Consider the following 14,728-nt stretch of genomic DNA (forward strand, 5'->3'; position numbering starts at 1 on the left):
TGATTTAAGAGGCCATGACAAGCCGTGTCCATACCGCGTCACGTGCAGGGATGTGTGGGGAGAGAATCGTTTCTGTAACCCCTGCGAGACTCCCGTTCTTCGTCCCTGGACAAGTTGGAGGAGTACCGCCCAGGAGACCCGCGCAACCTGTACGAACGGGTCGCCCGCGAGGTGATCCGCACGGCCGACGGCACGCCCGTGCGCGCCTGGGTCTACCTGGCGGCGCGTCCCGTCGCCGCCCGCCTGCGCGCCCGCGGCAAGCTCATCGAGAGCGGCGACTGGCTGTTCAGGTGAGCGGAGTCTGCACCGCCTCCGCCGCGCAGCCGCACGCACGCCCCCACTCCCGGCTCGGCTCGTGCCGGCGACCCCCACGCCCCGCCCGGGTCGGCTGAAAAGCCCCACACCTCACAGCCGGCCCGGTCCAACGGCCGGCAGGCCCTACCGCTCCACCGCCTCCACCCGCACCGCGCACGCCTTGAACTCCGGCATCCGTGACGTCGGGTCCAGTGCCGGGTTGGTGAGGGTGTTGGCGCGGCCCTCGCCGTACCAGTGGAAGGGCATGAACACGGTGTCGGGACGGATGCCGAGCGTGATGCGGGCCGGTGCCACGGCCCGCCCGCGCCGCGAGACCACGGCCACCGGGTCGCCCTCGGCCGCTCCCAGGCGCTCCGCGAGCCGCGGGTGCAGCTCCACGAACGGCCCCGGCGCGGCGGCGTTCAGTTCGTCCACGCGGCGGGTCTGCGCGCCGGACTGGTACTGCGCCACGACCCGGCCGGTCGTCAGCAGGACCGGGTACTCCTCGTCGGGCTCCTCCGCGATCGCCCGGTGCGAGACCGGCACGAAGCGGGCCCGGCCGTCGGGGTGGGCGAAGCGGTCCAGGAAGAGGCGCGGGCTGCCGGGGTGCACCGCCGTGTCCTCGGTCGGGCACGGCCAGAACACCCCGTTCTCCTCGGCCAGTCGCCGGTAGGTGATCCCGGAGTAGTCGGCAGGCCCGCCCGCGCTCGCCCGGCGCAGTTCCTCGAAGGCCTCCTCGGGGTCGGTCGGGAAGCCCTTCTCCACCCCGAGGCGGTCGGCGAGTTCGTGCATGACCTCCAGGTCGCTGCGGATGCCGTCGGGCGGGGTGATCGCCTGCCGGCGCAGCAGCACCCGCCCCTCCAGGTTGGTCGTCGTGCCCGTCTCCTCGGCCCACTGCGTGACCGGCAGGACCACGTCCGCGAGGGCCGCCGTCTCCGACAGGACGACGTCACAGACGGCAAGGAAGTCAAGGGACTTGATGCGCTCCTCGATGTGCGCGGCGCGCGGCGCCGAGACCACCGGGTTGGAGCCCATCAGCAGCAGCGACTTGATGTCCGTACCGAGCGCGTCCAGCAACTCGTAGGCGCTGCGCCCCGGTCCGGGCAGCGAGTCGGGGTCCACGCCCCACACCTCGGCGACATGCGCCCGCGCCGCCGGGTCGTCCAGCTTGCGGTAGCCGGGCAACTGGTCGGCCTTCTGGCCGTGTTCGCGCCCGCCCTGTCCGTTGCCCTGCCCGGTCAGACAGCCGTAGCCGCTGTACGGCCGCCCGGCCCGCCCGGTCGCCAGGCACAGGTTGATCCACGCGCTGACGGTGTCGGTGCCCTTGGACTGCTGCTCGGGCCCGCGCGCGGTGAGCACCATCGCGGACTCCGGCTCGCAGAACATCCGTACGGTCTCCCGGAGCTGGGGCACCGGCACCCCGGTGATCCGCTCCACGTACTCCGGCCAGTGGGCCATCGCGGCGGCGCGCGCGTCCTCCCAGCCGACCGTGCGCTCGCGGACGTACTCCTCGTCGACGAGCCCGTCGGCGACGACCAGGTGCAGCAGCCCGAGCGCGAGGGCGAGGTCCGTGCCGGGGCGGGGCATGAGGTGCAGGTCGGCCTGCTCGGCGGTCTTGGTGCGGCGCGGATCGATGACGATCAGCGTGCCGCCGTTCTCCTTGAGTTCGGTGAAGAACCGCAAGGACGGCGGCATGGTCTCGGCGAGGTTCGAGCCGACGAGGATCACACAGCCGGACTTCGGGATGTCCTCCAGCGGGAAGGGCAGCCCGCGGTCCAGGCCGAAGGCCTTCATCCCGCCGGCCGCCGCGGACGACATGCAGAAGCGCCCGTTGTAGTCGATCTGCGAGGTGCCGAGGACGACCCGGGCGAACTTGCCGAGCGTGTACGCCTTCTCGTTGGTCAGGCCACCGCCGCCGAAGACCCCGCACGCGTCCGGGCCATGCTCCGTGCGCGTGCGGGACAGCCCCTCGGCGATCCGGTCCAGTGCCTCGTCCCAGGTGGCGGGCACGAGCGTGCCCCCGGAGCGCACCAACGGGGAGGTCAGGCGCACCCGGGACGAGAGCACCGCGGGTGCCGTACGGCCCTTGCCGCACAGTGCCCCCCGGTTCACCGGGAAGTCCGCGCGCTCGCTCACCTCGACGGTCCCGTCCGGAGCGGGGGTGAGGTTCATGCCGCACTGCAGGGCGCAGTACGGGCAGTGCGTGGGCGTCGCGGAGTTCTGCATGCTCCTCAGCGTGCGTCGGCCGTGTTACGCCGGGGACGGCTCCGTGTTACGCGCCCAAGACGGCGACCTCCCCTGTGACATCCCGCCGCGGTGAGGAACGCGCCGCGCCCCCGCGGTCACCTCAGCACTGCGGCAGGAAGTTCTGCACGTGCCCGGTGTCGAGGTAGTAGTCGCTGACGTACCGGGCCGCCCCGGCGCTGTAGAGCTGGGTCCAGATGGTGTAGCCGTGGACCGCGGAGCCGTAGGTCCAGCACTCCACCTCGACGAGCGTCCCGTTGGGCAGGCTGCCGACGTTGGAGTAGCCGCTGCCGGGACCGGAGCGGACGGTCAGGGTGCTGCCGGCGTCGATCTTGATGACATGGGCGCACAGCGACTGGCTGTCGCTGCCGTAACCGGCCGGACACCGGATCACGTCGGCGCTCGCGGACGGCGCGAACGTCAGCCCGGCACCCGCGGCGAGCAGTGCGGTGGCGACGACGGTGGCTGCCCTGCGACGCCTGGTCAGGGCGTGCTTGACGGACGAGAGCATGATTTCCCCCTGGGTAGCGGTCGGACTCTCGTGCCTCATCGTGCGCGACCGTCACCCACCTGCGGGCGGATGTCATGGACCGTTCACCACATCACCGCGTGCGGACGCCGAGCACCCGCTTGCTCAGCGGGCCGAGGCCAGCGCGTCCGCCACTCCCGGCTCCTTCGGGCCCAGGAACCGCGGGTCCGGCCGGAGCGCCACGTCCAGGGCCGCCTTCGACGCCGCGAGGATCTCCCGGGTGCCGCCGTAGTACCAGGTGGCGTCGTGCTTGGCGTCGACGCCGACGCCGTACGACGAGACCCCCGCCGCCTCGCAGAGGGCGACCGCGCGCCGGATGTGGAACCCCTGGCTGATCAGCACCGCCTTGTGGACACCGAAGATCTTCCTGGCACGGACGCAGGAGTCCCAGGTGTCGAAGCCCGCGTAGTCGCTGACGATCCGCGTGTCCGGGACGCCGTGCCGGGTCAGGTACGCGCGCATGGCGTCGGGCTCGTCGTAGTCCTCGCGGCTGTTGTCGCCGGTGACGAGGACGACCTCGATCCGGTCCTCCCGGTACAGCTTCGCCGCCGCGTCGAGCCGGTGGGCGAGATACGGCGACGGCTCCCCGTCCCACAGCCCGGCACCGAAGACCACGGCGACCTCGGTACGCGGAACGTCGGCCGTCGTCCGCAGCCGGTCGGCCGTCACCACGTACATCCACGTCGACGGCAGCAGCGCCAGCACACACCCGGCCATCACGGCCTGCACGAGCCCGCGCCGCCCGGCACGCGTGCGTGGCAGACGCGGTCTGCGGACCCTCGGCAGTCGCATCGGACGGTCCCTTCACCGGTCGTTCCCGACAAGCCAAGACGCGCCGCCAGGCCGGTCGGTTCGTCCGACGGCACGTGACCAGGCTCACCTTCGGGCGCGAAGTCGCAGGTCACGCCTCCTCACACGCTCGGGACCCGCACGGTGAACCGCCGGAAAGGACGCGTTATTGCCGTGAAACGGGGAGGCAACCTCAGGCGGTCACCATCGGTGCATGAACCGGATCAGCAGCCAGCTCGGCCTCGTACCGCTCGACGGCAGGCGGCATCCCGAACCGCCCGCGCTCGTCGTCGTGGCCCACGGCAGCCGCGACCCGCGCACCCTGAACACGGTCCACACGCTCCTGGACCAGGTCCGCGCACAGCGCCCCGAGCTGCCGGTCCACCTGGGACACATCGAGCTGAACGAACCCCTGCTGCCGGACACCCTGGCGAAACTCGGCGGCGCCGAGGCGGTCCTGGTCCCGCTCCTCCTCTCCCGCGGCTACCACGTCAAGCGCGACATCCCCGAGATGGCGGCGGCCTCACCGGCACGCACGCGCGTGGCGGCCCCGCTCGGCCCGCACCCCCTTCTCGTGGAGACCCTGTACGCCCGTCTGGTGGAGGCGGGTTGGCGCACGGACGCCGACGAGGAGACCCGCCGTACGAGCGCCGTGGTCCTCGCGGCGGCCGGCTCCCGGGACCCCGACTCGGCCGTGGACACCCGCCGCACCGCGAAGCTCCTCGCGGCCCGCCTGGGAGTCCCGGTGGTCCCGGCGTACGCCTCCGCCGCGACCCCGACGGTGGACACGGCGATCCGCGCCCTGACGGCCAGGGGCCGCCACCGGGTGGCGGTGGCCTCGTACTTCACGGCCCCCGGCCTGTTCGCCACCCAGTGCGCGGCGAAGGCCCCGTGGCTGGCGTCGGCCCCGCTGGGCACCCACCCCGCGATGGCGAGCCTGCTCCTGCACCGCTACGACCAGGCACTGTCAGCACAGGCCACGTCGGCCGCCTGAGGTCACCCGGGGGCGGGATCCCGGCAGACACTCAGGCGAATTGTCAGCGCCTGCCCGTACTGTCGAGACATGCCGTACGACCCGCAGTCAACCGAACGCTGGGCCCCAGAACCCGACAAGCGCCCCGGCCGCACCGCCTTCCAGCGCGACCGCGCCCGCATCCTCCACTCCGCCGCGCTCCGAAGGCTCGCCGGTAAAACGCAGGTCGTCACCCCCGGAACGCTCAGCCAGGGCGGGGACGCCAGCCCCCGCACCCGGCTCACCCACTCCCTGGAATGCGCCCAGGTCGGCCGTGAGCTCGGCGCGGCCCTCGGCTGCGACCCGGACCTGGTCGAGGCCGCCTGCCTCGCCCACGACCTCGGCCACCCCCCGTTCGGCCACAACGGCGAACAGGCCCTGAACGAATTCGCCGACGACTGCGGCGGCTTCGAGGGCAACGCCCAGTCCCTGCGGCTCCTCACCCGCATCGAGCCCAAACGCTTCACCGAGGAGGGCTCGGTGGGGCTGAACCTCACCAGGGCCACCCTCGACGCGGCCACCAAGTACCCCTGGCCCCGCGGAGCGCGCGAGACCCGGAAGTTCGGCGTCTACGACGACGACCGCCCCGTCTTCGACTGGATCCGCAAGGAGGCCCCCGGCACCCGCACCACCTTCGAGGCCCAGGTCATGGACTGGTCCGACGACGTCGCCTACTCCGTCCACGACGTCGAGGACGGCCTGCACGCGGGCCACATCGACCCCAACTGCCTGCACGCCGAACCGGAACGCCGGGAGGTCTTCGAAGTCGCCCTCGGCAGGTACGTCCCCGAGGACACCGACCCGGCGGAACTCGCCGCTGCCCTGGACCGCCTCCAGGACCAGGAGTGGTGGCCGCACGGCTACGACGGCTCGGCCGTCGCGCAGGCCCGCCTCAAGGACGCCACCAGCCAGCTCATCGGCCGCTTCTGCCTGTCCGCCGAGGCCGCCACCCGCGCGCGGTACGGCACCGGGAGGCTCACCAGATACGACGCCGAACTCGTCGTACCGCACGAGACCCGCCTGGAGTGCGCGGTCCTCAAGGCCGTCGCCGACCGGTACGTCATGCAGCGCGCCGAGCAGGAGCGGCTGCGGGCCGACCAGCGGATCGTCGTCGCCGAACTCGCCGAGGCGCTCACCGCCCGCGCCCCGGACGGCCTCGACCCGCAGTTCCGCGCGCTGTTCGACCGGGCGCCCGACGACCGCGCGCGCAAGCGGGTGATCGTGGACCAGATCGCGTCCCTCACCGACGCGTCCGCCCGCTCGCTTCACGCACGTCTCACCGGGCATTTGTGATGCTTGCGGGACACACGTTGTGCGCAGGAGACGGGAGTGGCATGAAAAGCGTCCGAATGTGACCCTCCGTGGCCTGATCGGGCCACTCCCTCTTCCCCCATCACACTCCGTGCGGGACGCTCCCCTGTGGCGGCACCCTTACGAGGAGGCATCAAGTGGTCGACGCGGATCAGACTTTTGTCATCGTGGGAGGAGGTCTCGCCGGCGCGAAGGCGGCCGAGACACTCCGGACGGAGGGCTTCACCGGCCGCGTGATACTGATCTGCGACGAACGCGACCACCCCTACGAGCGCCCCCCGCTCTCCAAGGGCTACCTCCTCGGCAAGGAGGAGCGCGACACCGTCTTCGTGCACGAACCCGCCTGGTACGCGCGCCACGACATCGAGCTGCACCTCGGCGAGACCGTGGACGCCATCGACCGGACGGCCAAGACGGTCCGCTTCGGCGAGGACGGCACCGCCGTCCGCTACGACAAACTGCTGCTCGCCACCGGCGCCGAACCCCGCCGCCTGGACATCCCGGGCACCGACCTGGCCGGTGTCCACCACCTGCGCCGCCTCGCCCACGCCGAGCGCCTCAAGGGCGTCCTGGCCGCCCTGGGCAGGGACAACGGCCACCTCGTGATCGCCGGCGCCGGCTGGATCGGCCTGGAGGTCGCGGCCGCGGCCCGGGAGTACGGCGCCGAGGTCACCGTCGTCGAACCCCTGTCCACCCCGCTGTACTCGGTCCTCGGCCCCGAACTCGGCAACGTCTTCGCCGAGCTGCACCGCGAGCACGGCGTCCGCTTCCACTTCGGGGCGAGACTGACGGAGATCGTCGGGCAGGACGGCATGGTCCTCGCGGCCCGGACCGACGACGGCGAGGAACATCCCGCGCACGACGTCCTCGCGGCGGTCGGCGCGGCCCCCCGCGTGGCCCTCGCGGAGGCGGCCGGGCTCGAACTGGCGGACCGGGCACACGGCGGCGGCATCGCCGTGGACGGACAACTGCGCACCTCCGACCCGGACATCTACGCGGCCGGAGACGTGGCCTCCTTCCACCACGTCCTCTTCGGCAACCGGCTGCGGGTCGAGCACTGGGCCAACGCCCTCAACGGCGGCCCGGCGGCGGCGCGAGCGATGCTGGGCCGCCAGGTGACGTACGACCGGGTGCCCTACTTCTTCTCCGACCAGTACGACCTGGGGATGGAGTACAGCGGCTGGGCGCCCCCCGGCTCGTACGACGAAGTGGTGATCCGGGGAGACGCCGGGAAGCGGGAGTTCATCGCCTTCTGGGTGAAGCAGGGCCGGGTGCTGGCCGGGATGAACGTCAACGTGTGGGACGTCACAGAGCCGATCCAGGCACTGATCCGGTCCGGGGCTCAGGTGGACACCGAGGCGCTGGCGGACCCGCACGTTCCCCTCGTAAACCTCGTCCCGTAGGTGTCAGTACCTCCCCGTAGACTTCACGCGTGGCAGGACGGATCAACGACGAGGACGTGAAGGCGGTACGGGACGCGGTCCCGATCGACGCCGTGGTGTCCGAGTACCTCCAGCTGCGCAACGCGGGCGGTGGCAACCTCAAGGGCCTGTGCCCCTTCCACGACGAGAAGTCGCCGTCCTTCCAGGTCAGTCCGAGCAAGGGCCTCTTCCACTGCTTCGGCTGCCAGGAGGGCGGCGACACCATCACGTTCGTGATGAAGGTCGACCACCTCACCTTCTCGGAGTCGGTCGAGCGCCTCGCCGCCCAGGCCGGCATCACCCTGCGCTACGAGGAGGGCGGCTACAACCCCTCCCACCAGCGCGGCGAGCGCATCCGCCTGGTCGAGGCCCACAAGATCGCCGCCGACTGGTACATGGAGCAGCTGGCCACCAGCCCGGAGGCCGACACCGGCCGCCAGTTCCTCGCCGAGCGCGGCTTCGACCAGGCCGCCGCCGCGCACTTCTCCGTCGGCTACAGCCCCCAGGGCTGGGACCACCTCACCCGCTATCTGCGCGGCAAGGGCTTCAGCGACAAGGAGATCCTGCTCTCCGGCCTCGCCCAGGAGGGCCGCCGCGGCCCCATCGACCGCTTCCGCGGCCGCCTGATGTGGCCCATCCGCGACATCGGCGGAGACGTCGTCGGCTTCGGCGCGCGCAAGCTCTACGAGGCGGACAACGGCCCCAAGTACCTCAACACGCCCGACACGGCGATCTACAAGAAGTCCCAGGTCCTCTACGGCATCGACCTCGCCAAGAAGGACATCGCCAAGGCGTCCCGGGCGGTCGTCGTCGAGGGCTACACCGACGTCATGGCCTGCCACCTCGCGGGCGTCACGACCGCCATCGCGACCTGCGGCACGGCCTTCGGCAGCGACCACATCAAGATCCTGCGCCGGCTGCTGATGGACAACGGCTCGGCCCGCGTGATCTTCACCTTCGACGGCGACGCGGCCGGCCAGAAGGCGGCCCTGCGCGCCTTCGAGGACGACCAGAAGTTCGCCGCCGAGACCTACATCGCCATCGCCCCCGACGGCATGGACCCCTGCGACCTGCGCCTCGCCAAGGGCGACGACGCGGTGGCCGACCTGGTCGAACCCCGCACCCCGCTCTTCGAGTTCGCGCTGCGCCAGATCGTCGTCCGCTACGACCTCGACACCCCGGCGGGCCGGGCGGCGGCGCTCGACGAGGCCGCCCCGATCGTCGCCCGCATCAAGAACAGCGGCGCGCAGCACGAGGTCGCCGTCCAGCTCGCCGGCATGCTCGGCATCCTCGACACCCAGTTCGTGGTCAAGCGGGTGGCCCAGCTGGCCCGCTGGGCCCGCGACCGCGGCGGCAGGGGCCCGGCCCCCTCGGGACGCGGCCCGCAGCAGTCGTCGTACGACGGAGCCCACCGCCCCGCCGTCTCCGGCCCCGCCCTCACCCTGCGCAACCCCGTCTACGCCACCGAGCGCGAGCTGCTCAAGCTCGCCCTCCAGCGCCCCGAGCTGGTCTCCCCGGCCTTCGACGCGTATGGCGTCGACGAGTTCACCGCCCCGCCCTACGCGGCCGTACGCCAGGCCATCATGGACGCGGGCGGCGCCGAGTACGGCGTGCAGGACTCCCAGGACTACCTCGTCCGCGTCCGTGAGGCCGCCCCCGACGACGCGGTCCGCGCGATGGTCACGGAGCTGGCCGTCGAGGCGATCATGCGCAAGACGGTCGACGAGAACTACGCGGGCGATCAGCTCGTCACGGTCCGCCGCCGTGCCGTCGACCGCCGCATCCAGGAGGTCCAGGGCACCCTGGTCCGCCTCGGCACCGGCGGCGACCCCGCCCACCTGGCCGCCGTGCAGAACGAACTGTGGGTGCTCCAGCAGTACGGCCAGGCACTGCGCGAGCACGGGGCCTCCGCCCTCTGACGGACCGTACGGCGCGGTAACCGCCGGGTCACGGCCCGATTGCAAAAAGTCACCGCACGCCCCTCGTGGCGGCTGTGTGTCGTACTCCACACTGGGTTCCGGTGCCTGAGTCCTCGGAGCGCGGCCGATCCGTCCCCAGCGGGTCCCACACCCCCGCGGTTCCGCTCATCGCGTACGGGACGGACAGCGGCGAGGCCGCCGACTCCGCCCCCGAAGTACCGCTGCCGCCCTCCTTGGCAGCGATCATCCTGGAGGTCGCCCCCGTGCAGACCCAGACCCTCGCCCAGACCGAGAACAGTACGGACGACACGGCAGAGCAGGACGCCGAGACCGACGTCCTCGTCGCGGTGCCCCCGCAGAACCGTGTCGCGCACCACCCCGAGGCGGAGCCGGACGCCCCGCCCGCGGAAGCCCTCGAGCGCGTCGAGACCGAGCCGGCCGAGCCGCCCGAGCCGCCCCGCGGCCGCGTCGACACCGGCGGCCCGTCCTCCGACCTGTTCCGCCAGTACCTGCGGGAGATCGGCCGCATCCCGCTGCTCACCGCGGCCGAGGAGGTCGAACTCGCCCGCCGGGTCGAGGCCGGCCTGTTCGCCGAGGAGAAACTGAGCAACACCCCCGACCTGGACAGCCAGTTGGCGCTCGACCTGGACCGCCTGGTCGTACTGGGCCGGATGGCCAAGCGCCGCCTCATCGAGGCGAACCTGCGGCTCGTCGTGTCCGTCGCGAAACGGTACGTCGGCCGCGGGCTGACCATGCTCGACCTGGTGCAGGAAGGCAACCTGGGCCTGATCAGGGCGGTCGAGAAGTTCGACTACGCCCGCGGCTACAAGTTCTCCACCTACGCCACCTGGTGGATCCGCCAGGCCATGTCCCGGGCCCTCGCCGACCAGGCCCGGACGATCCGGGTCCCGGTCCACGTCGTCGAACTGATCAACCGGGTCGTCCGCGTGCAGCGGCGCATGCTGCAGGAACGCGGGTACGAGCCGACGCCGGAGGAAGTGGCCGCGCATTTGGATCTCGCCCCGGAAAGGGTCAGCGAGGTCCTCCGACTCGCCCAGGAACCGGTGTCGTTGCACGCTCCGGTCGGCGAGGAGGACGACGTCGCCCTCGGCGACCTCATCGAGGACGGCGACGCGGCGAGCCCTGTCGAGTCGGCGGCGTTCCTGCTGCTCAGGGAGCACCTGGAAGCCGTGCTGTCGACGCTGGGCGAGCGTGAGCGCAAGGTCGTGCAGCTGCGGTACGGGCTCGCCGACGGCCGGGCGCGCACGCTGGAGGAGATCGGGCGGATCTTCGGGGTGACCCGGGAGCGGATACGGCAGATCGAGTCGAAGACGCTGAACAAGCTGCGGGATCACGCCTTCGCGGACCAGCTGAGGGGATACCTGGACTGAGGAAGGGGTCGTTTCCCAACGACCCCTTCCCGCTAATCCACTTCCGCCACCGCCTGCGCGAACTGTGCCTTGTACAGCCGCGCGTACGCCCCGTTGGCCTCCAACAGGTCGGTGTGGGTGCCCTGTTCGACGATCGAGCCGTTCTCCATCACCAGGATCGTGTCCGCGTCCCGGATGGTCGACAGGCGGTGCGCGATCACGAACGACGTACGGCCATGGGCCAGTTTGGCCATCGCCTTCTGGATCAGCACCTCGGTACGGGTGTCCACCGAGGAGGTCGCCTCGTCCAGCACCAGGATCACCGGGTCCGACAGGAACGCCCGGGCGATCGTGATGAGCTGCTTCTCACCCGCGCTCACCCCGCTGCCCTCGTCGTCGATCACGGTGTCGTAGCCCTCGGGCAGGGTCCGGATGAACCGGTCCGCGTGGGCCGCCCGGGCCGCCTCCTCGATCTCGCCCCGGGTGACCTCCCTGGACGCCCCGTACGCGATGTTCTCCGCGATCGTGCCGCCGAACAGCCAGGTGTCCTGGAGGACCATGCCGATCCCGGCGCGCAGGTCGTCCCGGGACATCGTGGCGATGTCCACGCCGTCCAGGGTGATCCGGCCGCCCGAGACGTCGTAGAACCGCATGAGCAGGTTGACCAGGGTGGTCTTGCCGGCGCCCGTCGGGCCGACGATCGCGACCGTGTGCCCGGGCTCGACCTTCAGCGAGAGGTCGTCGATGAGCGGCTTCTCGGGGTCGTAGCGGAAGGAGACGTGCTCCAGGGCGACCCGTCCGCGCAGTTCCGCGGGCTTCTCGGAGACCTCCGGGTCCGCCTCCTGCTCCTCCGCGTCCAGGAGTTCGAAGATCCGCTCGGCCGAGGCCACACCCGACTGCACGAGGTTCGCCATCGACGCCACCTGCGTCAGCGGCATCGAGAACTGCCGGGAGTACTGGATGAAGGCCTGCACGTCACCGATGGAGAGCGAGCCGGTCGCGACCCGCAGGCCGCCGACGACCGCCACCAGCACGTAGTTGATGTTCGAGACGAACATCATCAGCGGCTGCATGACCCCGCTGTTGAACTGTGCCTTGAACCCGGCCTCGTACAGGGCCTCGTTCTGCTCGGCGAACTGCGCGGCCGACTCGTCCTGACGGCCGAACACCTTCACCAGGGTGTGCCCGGTGTACATCTCCTCGATGTGGGCGTTGAGCTTGCCGGTGGTACGCCACTGCTGCACGAAGTGCGGCTGCGAGCGCTTGCCCACGCGCGTGGCCACGACGAACGACAGCGGCACGGTGACCAGCGCGACCAGGGCCAGCAGCCAGGACACCCAGAACATCATCGCGAGCACGCCGATGATCGTGAGCAGCGAGTTGATGAGCTGGCCCATCGACTGCTGGAGGGTCTGCCCGATGTTGTCGATGTCGTTCGTCGCGCGGGACAGCACCTCGCCGCGCTGGCGCTTGTCGAAGTACGACAGCGGCAGCCGCGACATCTTCGTCTGCACGTCCTCGCGCATCCGGAACATCGTCCGGTTGACGGTCCGGTTCACCAGCCGGGTCGCCACCGCCATCAGCAGCCCGGCGATCAGGAACACCCCGACCGCGAACAGCAGGACATGTCCCACGGCGGTGAAGTCGATGCCCTCGCCGGGCGTGAAGTCGGTGCTTCGGAGCATGTCGGCGACCTGACCCTCGCCGCGCTCCCGCATCCCCGCGAGAACCTCCTCCTTGCTCGCGCCGGCCGGCATCTGCCGTCCGATGATGCCCGCGAAGACCAGGTCGGTGGCCTGACCGAGGATCTTCGGCCCGACCACGTTGAGACCCACGCTCACCACGACACAGGCCAGCATCGCGTAGAGGGTGAGCCGCTCCGGCTTGAACTGGGCGAGCAGCCGCCTGCCGGACACCTTGAAGTCGATCGACCGGTTCTCGGGACCGCCGCCCGCCATCATGCGCCCCATGGGCCCGGCCATCAGGCAGCCTCCGCTTCCGTGAGCTGGGAGAGCACGATCTCCCGGTAGGTCTCGTTGTCCGCCATCAGTTCGTGGTGGGTGCCGCTGCCGACGACCCGGCCCTCGTCGAGGACGACGATCCGGTCGGCGTCACGGATGGTCGCCACCCGCTGCGCGACGATCACGACGGTGGCCTCCGAGGTCTCCTCGGCGAGTGCCGCGCGCAGGGCCGCGTCGGTCGCGTAGTCGAGTGCGGAGAAGGAGTCGTCGAAGAGGTAGATCTCCGGCCGCTGCACCAGCGTGCGCGCGATGGCGAGCCGCTGCCGCTGACCACCGGAGACGTTGGTGCCGCCCTGCGCGATGGGGGAGTCCAGTCCGTTCTCGAGACGCTCGACGAAGTCCTTGGCCTGCGCCACTTCCAGCGCGTGCCACAGCTCCTCGTCCGTGGCGTCGGGATTGCCGTAGCGGAGGTTCGTGGCGACCGTGCCCGCGAAGAGGTACGGCTTCTGCGGCACCAGTCCGACGGTCCTGGCCAGCAGCTTCGGATCGATCGTCGACACCTCGGTGCCGTCGACGAGCACCTCGCCGTCGGTCGCGTCGAACAGCCGGGGGACGAGCCCGAGCAGCGTGGACTTGCCGCTGCCGGTCGAGCCGATCACGGCGGTCACCTCGCCGGGCCGGGCCACCAGGTCGATCGCCTTGAGCACCGGCTCCTCGGCGCCCGGATAGCGGAAGCCGGCGCCCCGGATCTCCAGATGCCCGTGCCGCCGCAGCTGGGTGACGGGCGCCGTCGGCGGGACCACGCTCGACGAGGTGTCGAGGACCTCCTGGATGCGCTCGGCGCACACCTCCGCGCGCGGCACCATCATGAACATGAACGTGGCCATCATCACGGACATGACGATCTGCATCAGATAGGCGAGGAACGCCGTCAGATCACCGATCTGCATCCCGCCGCTGTCGATGCGATGGGCGCCGAACCACACCACGGCGATCGACGACAGGTTCACCGTCGTCATCACGACCGGGAACATCAGCGCGAGCAGGTTGCCGGTCCTGAGGGACATCTCCGTCAGGTCGGTGTTCGCCTTCCGGAAACGCTCCTCCTCGTATGCGTCGCGCACGAACGCCCGGATGACCCGGTTGCCGGTGATCTGCTCGCGCAGCACCCGGTTCACCGTGTCGAGCCGCACCTGCATGGCCCGGAACAGCGGCCGCAGCCGCCGTACGATCAACGTCACGCAGACGCCCAGCGTCGGCACCACGGCCACCAGCACGGCGGACAGCGGTACGTCCAGGCCGAGGGCCAGCACGATGCCGCCCACGCACATGATGGGCGCCGACACCAGCAGGGTGAACGTCATCAGGGCCAGCATCTGGACCTGCTGCACGTCATTGGTCGTACGGGTGATCAGCGTGGGCGCGCCGAACTGGCCCACCTCGCGCGCCGAGAACGACTGCACCCGGTCGAAGACCGACGCCCGCAGGTCCCGGCCGAGCGCGGCGGCGGTGCGGGCGCCGTAGAACACGGCCCCGATGTTGCACACCACCTGCGCCAGCGAGATGCCGATCATCAGAGCGCCGAAGCTCAGGATGTAGCCGGTGTCGCCGTTCACGACGCCGTTGTCGATGATGTCCGCGTTCAGCGTGGGCAGGTAGAGGGTGGCGCAGGTCTGCAGGAACTGCAGCAGCACCAGGATGGTGATGGGTTTCTTGTAGGGCCTGAGATAGGTCCGCAGAAGTCGTATGAGCACGCTACGTCTCTCGGAGTCGGCGACGGGGCGAGTGGTTGCCCCTGGCCCCTATCGTCGGACACTCCACCCGTGTTACCTCAACCGATTAAGCCGACAGCAGTGCTCCGTACGTCCTGACGGGTCC

General features: G+C 70.8%; 10 protein-coding genes and 1 pseudogene. 6 read left to right on the forward strand and 5 right to left on the reverse strand.

What is annotated here, in order from left to right:
* Positions 1-99: 99 nt before the first annotated feature.
* Positions 100-294 (forward strand): annotated as a pseudogene (locus ACFYZ8_RS03140) (gamma-glutamylcyclotransferase family protein); the annotation flags it as partial.
* Positions 295-438: 144 nt separating this feature from the next.
* Here the strand turns inward: ACFYZ8_RS03140 and ACFYZ8_RS03145 are convergent.
* The 3 genes from ACFYZ8_RS03145 to ACFYZ8_RS03155 all read right to left on the reverse strand — a co-directional run bounded on the left by ACFYZ8_RS03145 (position 439) and on the right by ACFYZ8_RS03155 (position 3,859).
* The gene (locus ACFYZ8_RS03145; RefSeq protein WP_388538670.1) at positions 439-2,520 is read right to left on the reverse strand and encodes a molybdopterin oxidoreductase family protein; all 2,082 of its coding nucleotides are present in this window, start codon (positions 2,518-2,520) and stop codon (positions 439-441) included.
* Positions 2,521-2,641: 121 nt separating this feature from the next.
* Positions 2,642-3,049 (reverse strand): SH3 domain-containing protein, encoded by a 408-nt coding sequence (locus tag ACFYZ8_RS03150; protein ID WP_359038321.1) that lies wholly within the window; start codon positions 3,047-3,049, stop codon positions 2,642-2,644.
* Between the two features lie 123 nt (positions 3,050-3,172).
* Positions 3,173-3,859, reverse strand: coding sequence for an ElyC/SanA/YdcF family protein (locus tag ACFYZ8_RS03155; RefSeq protein WP_359038319.1), 687 nt, complete (start codon positions 3,857-3,859; stop codon positions 3,173-3,175).
* A gap of 211 nt (positions 3,860-4,070) precedes the next feature.
* Here ACFYZ8_RS03155 and ACFYZ8_RS03160 point away from each other — a divergent pair, with 211 nt between their 5' ends.
* The 5 genes from ACFYZ8_RS03160 (at position 4,071) to ACFYZ8_RS03180 (ending at position 10,910) form a co-directional block, all read left to right on the forward strand.
* Positions 4,071-4,850 carry a sirohydrochlorin chelatase gene (locus ACFYZ8_RS03160; protein ID WP_359038317.1) on the forward strand — a complete coding sequence of 260 codons (780 nt, stop codon included), beginning with the start codon at positions 4,071-4,073 and terminating at the stop codon, positions 4,848-4,850.
* 69 nt (positions 4,851-4,919) lie between these two features.
* Complete coding sequence (locus ACFYZ8_RS03165) at positions 4,920-6,161, forward strand: deoxyguanosinetriphosphate triphosphohydrolase (RefSeq protein ID WP_359038315.1); 1,242 nt, start codon at positions 4,920-4,922, stop codon at positions 6,159-6,161.
* Between the two features lie 155 nt (positions 6,162-6,316).
* On the forward strand, positions 6,317-7,582 hold the full coding sequence (locus ACFYZ8_RS03170; protein ID WP_359038313.1) for an FAD-dependent oxidoreductase: 1,266 nt from the start codon (positions 6,317-6,319) through the stop codon (positions 7,580-7,582).
* 29 nt (positions 7,583-7,611) lie between these two features.
* Positions 7,612-9,519, forward strand: a complete 1,908-nt coding sequence (gene dnaG / locus ACFYZ8_RS03175; protein ID WP_388538667.1) for a DNA primase — start codon at positions 7,612-7,614, stop codon at positions 9,517-9,519.
* Between the two features lie 101 nt (positions 9,520-9,620).
* Entirely contained in the window at positions 9,621-10,910 is a 1,290-nt protein-coding gene (locus tag ACFYZ8_RS03180; protein WP_388538665.1) for an RNA polymerase sigma factor, read from the forward strand.
* A gap of 32 nt (positions 10,911-10,942) precedes the next feature.
* On the opposite strand, the gene ACFYZ8_RS03185 is transcribed toward ACFYZ8_RS03180, so the two are convergent.
* Both ACFYZ8_RS03185 and ACFYZ8_RS03190 read right to left on the reverse strand, forming a co-directional pair.
* Positions 10,943-12,871: an ABC transporter ATP-binding protein gene (locus ACFYZ8_RS03185; protein ID WP_359038307.1), complete on the reverse strand. Its 1,929-nt coding sequence runs from the start codon at positions 12,869-12,871 to the stop codon at positions 10,943-10,945.
* Positions 12,871-14,604: an ABC transporter ATP-binding protein gene (locus ACFYZ8_RS03190; RefSeq protein WP_388538663.1), complete on the reverse strand. Its 1,734-nt coding sequence runs from the start codon at positions 14,602-14,604 to the stop codon at positions 12,871-12,873. Before ACFYZ8_RS03190 ends, ACFYZ8_RS03185 begins: the two co-directional genes overlap by 1 nt.
* Between the last annotated feature and the right edge of the window lie 124 nt (positions 14,605-14,728).

This window comes from Streptomyces sp. NPDC001668, assembly GCF_042893155.1.
Taxonomy (GTDB): domain Bacteria; phylum Actinomycetota; class Actinomycetes; order Streptomycetales; family Streptomycetaceae; genus Streptomyces.

Excerpts from the sequence above, each read along its gene's own strand:
- ACFYZ8_RS03165 (WP_359038315.1), top strand. The coding sequence starts at position 4,920 with ATGCCGTACGACCCGCAGTCAACCGAACGCTGGGCCCCAGAACCCGAC.
- ACFYZ8_RS03145 (WP_388538670.1), bottom strand. The coding sequence starts at position 2,520 with ATGCAGAACTCCGCGACGCCCACGCACTGCCCGTACTGCGCCCTGCAG.
- ACFYZ8_RS03150 (WP_359038321.1), bottom strand. The coding sequence starts at position 3,049 with ATGCTCTCGTCCGTCAAGCACGCCCTGACCAGGCGTCGCAGGGCAGCC.
- ACFYZ8_RS03185 (WP_359038307.1), bottom strand. The coding sequence starts at position 12,871 with ATGGCCGGGCCCATGGGGCGCATGATGGCGGGCGGCGGTCCCGAGAAC.
- ACFYZ8_RS03160 (WP_359038317.1), top strand. The coding sequence starts at position 4,071 with ATGAACCGGATCAGCAGCCAGCTCGGCCTCGTACCGCTCGACGGCAGG.
- ACFYZ8_RS03155 (WP_359038319.1), bottom strand. The coding sequence starts at position 3,859 with ATGCGACTGCCGAGGGTCCGCAGACCGCGTCTGCCACGCACGCGTGCC.